The organism is Bacteroides acidifaciens (genome assembly GCF_024623065.1).
Taxonomy (GTDB): domain Bacteria; phylum Bacteroidota; class Bacteroidia; order Bacteroidales; family Bacteroidaceae; genus Bacteroides; species Bacteroides acidifaciens.
This window is the reverse complement of record NZ_JANJZR010000115.1, coordinates 1-8,871: the sequence shown is the minus strand read 5'-3', so window position 1 is coordinate 8,871 and position 8,871 is coordinate 1. Positions and strand designations below refer to the sequence as shown.

The 8,871-nt window shown below is 42.3% G+C and carries 8 protein-coding genes; 5 read left to right on the top strand and 3 right to left on the bottom strand.

Going from position 1 to position 8,871, the window contains the following annotated elements:
• Positions 1 to 248: 248 nt before the first annotated feature.
• Positions 249 to 2,381: a cation:proton antiporter gene (locus NSB03_RS19180; RefSeq protein ID WP_024988660.1), complete on the bottom strand. Its 2,133-nt coding sequence runs from the start codon at positions 2,379 to 2,381 to the stop codon at positions 249 to 251.
• 146 nt (positions 2,382 to 2,527) lie between these two features.
• Between NSB03_RS19180 and NSB03_RS19175 the strand changes: the two genes are divergently transcribed.
• Entirely contained in the window at positions 2,528 to 3,178 is a 651-nt protein-coding gene (locus NSB03_RS19175) for a hypothetical protein (RefSeq protein WP_135037830.1), read from the top strand.
• Positions 3,179 to 3,460: 282 nt separating this feature from the next.
• Here the strand turns inward: NSB03_RS19175 and NSB03_RS19170 are convergent, their stop codons facing one another.
• Positions 3,461 to 4,495: a hypothetical protein gene (locus tag NSB03_RS19170; RefSeq protein ID WP_024988659.1), complete on the bottom strand. Its 1,035-nt coding sequence runs from the start codon at positions 4,493 to 4,495 to the stop codon at positions 3,461 to 3,463.
• 198 nt (positions 4,496 to 4,693) lie between these two features.
• Here NSB03_RS19170 and NSB03_RS19165 point away from each other — a divergent pair, with 198 nt between their 5' ends.
• From NSB03_RS19165 to NSB03_RS19150, 4 genes are all read left to right on the top strand, one after another.
• Positions 4,694 to 5,917: an NAD(P)/FAD-dependent oxidoreductase gene (locus NSB03_RS19165; RefSeq protein WP_024988658.1), complete on the top strand. Its 1,224-nt coding sequence runs from the start codon at positions 4,694 to 4,696 to the stop codon at positions 5,915 to 5,917.
• 121 nt (positions 5,918 to 6,038) lie between these two features.
• A complete protein-coding gene (locus NSB03_RS19160) occupies positions 6,039 to 6,659 on the top strand; it encodes a hypothetical protein (protein WP_128824508.1) in 621 nt (206 codons plus the stop codon).
• Positions 6,656 to 6,781, top strand: a complete 126-nt coding sequence (locus NSB03_RS19155; RefSeq protein ID WP_257466587.1) for a hypothetical protein — start codon at positions 6,656 to 6,658, stop codon at positions 6,779 to 6,781. The genes NSB03_RS19160 and NSB03_RS19155 overlap by 4 nt, the downstream gene beginning before the upstream one ends.
• A 49-nt stretch (positions 6,782 to 6,830) precedes the next feature.
• Positions 6,831 to 7,451, top strand: a complete 621-nt coding sequence (locus NSB03_RS19150) for an SEL1-like repeat protein (RefSeq protein ID WP_024988656.1) — start codon at positions 6,831 to 6,833, stop codon at positions 7,449 to 7,451.
• Positions 7,452 to 7,595: 144 nt separating this feature from the next.
• On the opposite strand, the gene NSB03_RS19145 is transcribed toward NSB03_RS19150, so the two are convergent.
• Entirely contained in the window at positions 7,596 to 8,465 is an 870-nt protein-coding gene (locus NSB03_RS19145; protein WP_257466586.1) for an urea transporter, read from the bottom strand.
• Positions 8,466 to 8,871 lie beyond the last annotated feature (406 nt).

Here is an 8,871-nt window from a genome sequence, read left to right as displayed (position 1 = left end):
ATCTCTCTCCTCCGTATTCGCGGCTAAACTGAAGAATTTTCGACTTATCAAGCAATTTTATTACCTGACCATAGAGCGGCTGTCCGTCAAAATGACTACTTTTGGGCATAGTTTAGAAAATGTTTTGGCGAACACAAACTAAACTAAAAGGACTGATTCCTGCAATAGGTGCCAGTCCTAATTTTGTTTAGCCTCAAAAAGTTTTATCGGACAGCAATAATAAATTTATGCTCGGAATATGTCTCTTATCAGCTCTTCTTAAACCATTTATAAACCCATTTGCCCACTTTCTCATAGTGTTGTGTTTCCGTATCGGTGTATAACTTGGAGAAGAAAGAACTGTCCAACGGTTCTCCCGATTGATTGGGATACAGTACAATCAGGCTATTGTTAGAGAAGTATTTTCCTAATTGTCTCGGTAGTTTCTCGAACGAACTGTCATAAGAAAGCGTTCCGGGACGTGCACTGATAATGACTAACAGATGGTCGTAGCTTACTTGTCCGGTCAATACCAGTAAGTCGTTCCAGTCCTCCAGAAGAGAAAAATCGGTCAGTACTTGTTTATACCTCTTCTTTATCCATGCTTGCAGGCGTGCGGTTGTCTTTTCGTTTGCGAAGAAATGTACACGACAACCGAGTGTATTTCCCATCCGGCAGAAATGCTCCATCCATCGTGGAAAGCCGTATTCATATTCAGCTTTTGGGGGCACGGCAATAACGATTCGCTTTATCGTATTGACCGGTATCAGGAATTTGGAGATGATTATTTCACAGTTTAACCCCTTCAGCAGGTTTTCGGCAAGTATTCCGAAGTATGAATCGGTGATGTTTACCTTGCGGTGCAAACCGGTGATAATGCTCGTCACCTCATTCTCTTTCACGGAATGGATTATGCCGGAAGCGATATTCAAGTCATACCGGGTGAGCTGTTTCAGCGATACATTGGCGGCTGTTGTTGTCATGGCGGCTTTTTCCAAGTAGTGCCTGCTTCGCATCCTTAGGTTATCTGAGATGGTATTGTTATCATTGATAACATTCAGTGCCAACAAGTTGTCTTTCAGTTTCGTATCACGTATCATCAAAGAAAGATTCATCATGTCTTCAATAGTGTTCGGATTGGCAAGAGAAATCAGAATCTTTTCTGTTGCCGTCGACGACTCTTTGCCTGTTTCCGAGTCGTCCATGGCTACTTTTCTGGCTGCCCGTTCGGTTATCAGTGAGCTGACTATGCAAGTAACCAGTATCAATAGCACTGTTCCATTCAATACATCATCGTTCAGCAGTCGTTCGCCGTTGGGCAGGAATATGTTGTAACCGACCAGCACTGCTGCCAGTGTTGCTGCTGCTTGTGCATTACTCAAACCATACATCAGGTTTCGTTCGAGAACGGACATCTTGTATATTTTCTGTGTGAGCCAACAGGCAATCCATTTGCCGGTCAGCGCCATTACAATCATAACGGCAGCTACTTTCAGCGCATCTCCGTGTCCGAAGATAACACGCAGGTTAATCAACATTCCCACTCCGATAAGGAAGTAGGGTATGAAAAGGGCATTACCGACGAATTCCAGATGGTTCATCAATGGAGAAACGTGCGGAATGAGCCGGTTCAGCACCAACCCGGCAAGGAAGGCACCTAAAATACCTTCCATACCTACAAACTCCATAAGTCCCGCGCCTAGAAAGACCATAGCAAGAACGAAAATGAACTGCATCACATTGTCATTGTATCGATGAAAGAACCAGCGGCCGATGCGTGGGAAGAAATAGATGATAAGCCCGCCCAGAAAGATAACCTTTACCACCAGCCATACCCAAAAGAAACCGCCGGTTTCTCCTTTGAACAACCCGCCTATGACTGCCAGTACGAGCAAAGTCAGTGTATCCGTCACCGCTGTTCCGCCTACCGCTATGCTTACGCTTCGATGGCGTGATATACCAAAACGGGTGACGATAGGATAAGCTACCAGCGTATGGGAAGCGTACATACTGGCTAGTAGTACGGAAGTGACGACACTATATTTCAGATAAGATATATTTGCTACAAAACCAATTCCGATAGGAACGATAAAAGCCAGTAATCCTAAGACTAGTGCCTTGTTTCGTGTCTCTTTGAAATCGCCCATATTCATTTCAAGACCGGCCAGGAACATAATATAATAAAGTCCTACTTTCCCGAATAGTTCGAAACTGCTGTCGCGTGCCAATATATTAAAACCATGTTCACCGACAGTCAATCCTGCCAGAATCATACCGATAATGTGAGGAATACGCAGTTTACTCAATAATATAGGAGCAAACAATATGATGAGAAGTACAAGGAGAAATATCCATGTAGGGTCGGTAATAGGGAATGTTAAATCAAGGCCAATCCAATCCATAATTTGATGAGTTCGTGATATTAGTTGTGCAAAATAACTTAAAAAATACTTTTAAGAAAACGATTGACGATAAAATTTTGTTTTTATTTATTGCCATATAATTATTATCTTTACAATAATTTAAAACAAAACAGGAATTTAAGAAGATGAAAACTGCACTATTAGCAGTAGGAACCTTGTGTTTCATGGCAAGTTGCACGCCGGAAATGACAAGCTCGAAAGGCGTCGTTTGCGATGCAAGTATGAATACGGTATCAATCGTTACCGACGAGAATGATACACTTTCATTCAGTACGATGGATGCAAACAGAGAAGAAGTGAACGGTTTGCTTCTGAATGATACGCTGGAAGTATTCTATACTGGAAAATATGCTCCGAGGATGAAAGCTACAAAACTCGTCCAGTATCCGCAGGCTGTGAAAGTGGGAGGAGACCGTGATGAACACGGATGTATCGCTTCTGCCGGATATGTATGGTGTGAGGTGCAAAAAGACTGTATCCGTTTGTTTGAGAAAGGTATTCGTACAGAAGCTGTCGATGGAAATAACGCTTCTGCCTTCATTGTTTTCAGCCCTGATTCTATTCGTGCCGAACTTTTTTTCTCCAACGGGCAAGCTAACGAAATCCTGGAGAGACGTGGTTTACCTTCGGGTGGTTATGTATGGAATGTAGAAGATGATGATACAAAGAACGTACGTCAGGTTGATGGCTTGTGGGCGATTAGCCAAAGAGGTAATCTGATTTATGCACAGAGAGCAGAAAACCGCTTTGAGCAAATAATGATTACTGCTGAATAGTGCATAAATCGTATGAATAATTCCCGTCACTGTCAAGTATGTTCCGCTGTATTTACAACGTTTCATGCTGATTGTATGTATGATTTGTTGCAATATCGGGCTATTTGGGGTGGAAGATGGAACTTGACGTGAAGATTTGAGTATTATTTAGATAATTGGTTCGAATAAGGTTTCAGATAGTAGGAATTTAGTTATATGTTGTTGTGCTTGGGGAGGTTGTTGCATAATGAAGAGGCTTGCCCGATTATGACGACAAGCCTCTTTATTTCAGTTTAATGAATATCAGATATCTACTCTTTCCTGTGTTTTCCTGCCACCATATGCACCTGCAGCACAACATAATGCGGCTCCGACCAAAAGAGCGAAGAATGAAATCAAGGCAGACCGTGCAGCGGCATCTGTTGCTTTGTCGGCAGCTACAAGTGCCTTATGTTTGACTTCTTTCCATTCTTGTGCCGCTTTTTGCAGATTAGCTTCCAGCTTGTCTATCTGTTCTCCGGCTTCTGCACGTGCGTTATCTATCAGATTCATATACTGATCCACTGTCTTGTCCGCTTCTGCTTTGGACATATTAGTGTTGTTGGCTATCGCTTTGGACAAATCGTTCCGGTCAATCTTTTGACTTAGATTCTCCGCACGCTGTTTCAGGCGGTCCAGAAAACTGTTGATGGCTTCATCTGCTTCCTGAGGGGAGGCGACAATTTCCTTGACGGATTTACTTAAGTCATCTTTTACCTCTTCCAGTTGTTTGTTCAGATAGTCCGGCTGCAACTCCTTCACGTTGCTTTTACTTAGCGCGGTACGAATGTTCTGCGGAATGTTTTCTTCTTTCAATGTACCGCTGAAATCAATTTTCCCGAACAAATCTTCTGCTTTCTCCGATAATGCGGAAACACCATTCCCGACAATGCTTCCTGCTCCGGATAAGACGTTGCCGGTGACTGATGAGACAGCTCCCAAGGCATTGGCGGTCATTTTTGCCGCTCCGACAGCCAGGAAGATTCCCAATATGGCGGCAACGATAAGGGTTGTTGCCCAGACAAGAAAACCATGTATCATTCCATCCATGCCCGCTAGTTTTCCTGCAACAAAACCGCCTGCTGCCATACTGACAATCAGTATGATGGCAGAACCGATACCGACAGCAGTGCCTATGCCTGATGCCGGATGTTCGGACAGAGGATCGAGCATGAATAGTCCGATACTAGAATTTAGGATAGATAGCAATACGGATATTGCCAGTACGGTCATTACACCACCGAAAACGCTGCCCCAGGATATCCTGTCCTTAAGGTCAGCCAAACTTAATTTTCTCATAATTGTAAGGTTTTTGAGTTAATATTGTATTCATACTTCAGAAAGAAAACAGCACGAAAAGATTTTTGTTTGGTAATTTTTGTGATGACATTTGCGTGTTGTGTTAAAAAAATGAATATCCTACGAACCATATTTTTCATGTGCTGTTGTTTCAAATGAGAACGTAACTAGTGTCGAATCAGTATATTTAGTTGTATTATGGACTTACATTCAGGATTACCCTATTGGGTTATTAAAAACTCGTTATTGGATTATTTTCATCCATTGGAGGATGAATTCTCTACGGATATTGTAGTGGTTGGCTCTGGGATAACCGGTGCTTTGATGGTGCACGAATTGTGCAGTGCCGGTTTGAAATGTTGTGTCGTTGACAAGCGCAGCATTGCGACGGGAAGCTCTGCGGCGAGTACTGCTTTGTTACAATATGAAATAGATGTTCCTCTTTGTCGTATGTCGGATATGATTGGGGAGGATAATGCTGTATCCGCATACCGTGCGTGTTTACAGTCGATTTCCGACATTGAAAAGGTGTTGGAATCGACGGGGGTGGATGGCTGTTTTGAGAGGGTACCAAGTCTGTTCTATGCCAGCACTCCGAAAGATGAGCAACTTGTCAAGGAAGAATATGAGATGAGGAAAAAACATAATCTGCCTGTCTGTCTGCTCGGGAAGGAAGAGATAAAGAAACGTTATAAGCTGGAGGCACCGGGCTGTGGATTATTGAATGAGGTGTCGGCACAAATTGACGCTTATAGAGCAGCTACCGGTCTGTTGCTTTATCATATGAAGAAAGACGGATTGGAAGTTTTTACTCATACGGGTGTAAAAGAGTGTGTTGAGAAGCAGGGGGGATATGTCATAGAAACGGACGGAGAACATAAGATTAATTGTAAATATGTGATTGTGGCGGCCGGATTTGAAGCCGGAAAGTTCCTGCCGCAGGAGATTATGGATTTGACGTCAACGTATGCACTGGTGTCACATCCGGTGAATCCCGCTGAGCTTTGGCCTGAGCACTGTCTGATTTGGGAAACTGCCGATCCGTATTTATATATCCGGACTACCGGTGGCAACCGTATCATCATTGGCGGTGAAGATGAGAAGTTCTGCGATCCGGAATGCCGTGATGCCTTGCTTAGAAAGAAAACCCGCATATTGGAAAAGAAATTCAAGAAATTGTTTCCGGATATTCCTTTCAAAACCGAGATGGCATGGTGCGGCACGTTCAGTACCACAAAAGATGGTTTGCCTTTTATCGGTACGTGGCCTGGTAAGGATCGGATGTTCTTTGATTTGGGGTATGGCGGAAACGGCATAACTTTCAGTATGATTGGTGCACAGATTATATGTAGGCAAATACAGGGCATGGAGGATGAGCGCAGCAAAATCTTCGGCTATGAAAGGATTGAAAAATATTGGTGAGCAAAAGAACGATTTGGAAAAGAATTGCTCTTATCTTGAAAATATCTCTTTATTTTTGCATTAGCAAAACTTATTAAGAGTGCATACAATGGGCTTTTCATTCTTTAAACAAATTTTTTCGGTGAAAAAGCAAAAGATAGAAAAGATTGAACTGTCAGAACCGTCCATGCAGTTTGTGTTGAACTATTCGGAAGGTCGTGAACAGACGTCACGAGTCTCTAAAGAAGAAATTCGGCGGGCGATCGAGAATCTGGATAAATACGGGGACGTATGGCTTAGTAATTGTCGTACTGTAATCACTCCTTACGGCAACTGTTCGGGGATATCGTGTATGGCTGTGCCGGATGGCAATCCGCAGGTTGCCGTATATTTCGCCATGACTGACGGGTTGACGAGGTATGTCAGTGGTGGATATAGAACGGATAATATTGTCCGGATGTTTTACAACTACTTCGAACGGCTTGAAATTCCGGAAATCAGTGATTGGGAGAAAGGGTATTACACTCCGGTGTCTCCTGACGATGAGCCGTATTATCTGTATGTGGACAACGAAGAATACAAATATATTACTTATGAAGATGTTTTAGCGGCTCTTGAGAATCTCGAAGCCGGAAAATGCACTTTGATGTTGTTGAAGACCCCCGGCTGCCAGAACGGTTATTTGGAAGTGAGAGGGACGAAAGACGATTATATCGTTGAGACAGGGGGAATAATGAAGAAGGAGATTGGGTGGTGTTCATGACTCATGCTCCTTATATCGGGCGTGTCAGATACTGGCTTTACAATTATTATCATAAACGTGAATTTCCTCGGATGACGGATGAATGGAAGGACATCACGGAGGAAGTCGCCAACGATGAATAAAGGATAAATGTCTTATCGAAAGAAAACGGATATACAATAATTTGTAACAATGAAACACAGTGAAACAGTAGCTGTTGCCATTGACAAAATATGGAAAAACTACGACAAAGAACAAATGTGGGAAGGGTATGAACTTCTGCGTCAGGCAGCGGAAAAGGGAGATGCAGATGCTTGCTGCTATCTTGGACGGTGCCATTTGGGGGAAGAATTTGTCTGGTGCGGGGCGGAATTTCCCGTAGATGAGGAACTGGCGTCCCGGTTGATAAAGGAAAGTGTGCGTCTGGGTAGTGCCGATGGGGTATTGTGTGCCTTGCGTACCGGTAACTTGTCTCCCGCAGTTCGGAAAACGATGCCTTTCGCTTCGCTTGAGGAAGCTTTTATGACGGTGCAGCAGCAGGCGCAGGAGGGAGATGCCTTTAGTCAGTATATGGTGGGAAACGTCCTGTTCTATGGCGATTATCTCGTTATTCGTGGCGATGAAGAAAGCCGCAAGTATAATTCTGAAGATGAATATTACGCTTTTGCTTATCCCATAGCGACACAATACTATGAAAACTCGTTCGATAATGGTCTGCCGGCTGCATTCGGCAATTATCGTACGATTTATGAGTCCGGACTGGCGGATATTGATGAAAGATTGCTACGGATTGTGAACGAAAAGATATTTTAGTTCAAAGGGTTTGGATACTATTTTAAAGTTTCTGTATAATGGTGTAGTGTTTACGACACAAAAGCAACTATCTCGGGTGACAAAATGATATCTTTTATTTTTTTCCTTTGAAAAAATGTCATAAACTTATATTTGAAGGCTAATTTAGTTAATCTGTGTCTTTATTGTTTTTTGTGTCATTATTATGCCCCATACAGATATGACAAAGGGAGCGGTTAAGGTAGTGATACCCAAACTCATTCCTAGGATCTGCAATACGGTGGACAGTAAGACAGAACACCCTGCCCATATGCTACTTTCTCTGGTCGACCCTCCTAAAGCTATGGCACATAATACACCATTATAGCCCATTAATCCGGCATTTAAGTTTGTAGCATCCACTTCAAGTAAAATGGCTAGGGGAATAGGAAGAAGTGCTCCCAAGATAGTATAGAGACTTGCCTTTCGAGAATTAATTAAAATGCCTATAAAGAAGAATAATCCGGATAGAACTGTATCTCCCTGAAACATGACTTGACCTATATCTAAGCAGAAGGTCTGGAAATAATTAATATTCTGTGTGGAATCAATAACCGTATCAGAAACCAATAGTAAATTAGGGAAAAGCCAGCTGCAAACTCCCAACATTCCCCATACGACAAGAATGAAAGGAGTGGTGAAGCTAGGGAGCAGGCGTTGCCGATTGAAAAAATAAGCAATCCATGTGGAAAGGGCGGAAGTGATAATCAACATGATTAAACTTCCTACCGATAATTGTAGAAATACGCCCACTGCTATACCTACTAAAGTTCCATTAAATCCATATAGTCCATTCTTAATATCATCATGCTTATATCCCGAAAAATAGGCTGTTAGTGTACTTATTATATTACCGCAGACTGCTAGTATTCCCATTTGCCATGAGTTTAGAAATATTCCGACTAGCATTAATAATCCGGAGAACGCATTATTCTGGAACATCACTTGCCCTATTCCACGTCCCAAAATGAGAAATAAATTGTGTATAAAGACCATTTGTATAAAACATTGACTGATAAAGTGATGACAAAAGTACAATCTTCTATTGAAAATAGCAAGATTAAGAGATGTGTAATAAAAGATTGTGAACTGAAAAATCCGCAGACTCTTATTTTCTTAAAATCAATATTTTAGCGTACCTCAATCTTTTAGGGAGGACGAATTGGGCACTTTTTTCAAAGAACATTTGGTTTCTCTTGCCGGGATTGTGTCTGCCTTTATCTTCGGTTCTATGATACAGCTTTATTTTGAAATACGCAAATCGCTGAAAGTAAATATTTTACGATTAGTGCAAGGTGCAAGCTATATATAGATATATACTTGCACCTTGCAGTGTGCCGTGAGAATGTGGTATGGCTGTCACATTCGTAACTGCGATACAGATGAGAGTAGGTCTCTCGCA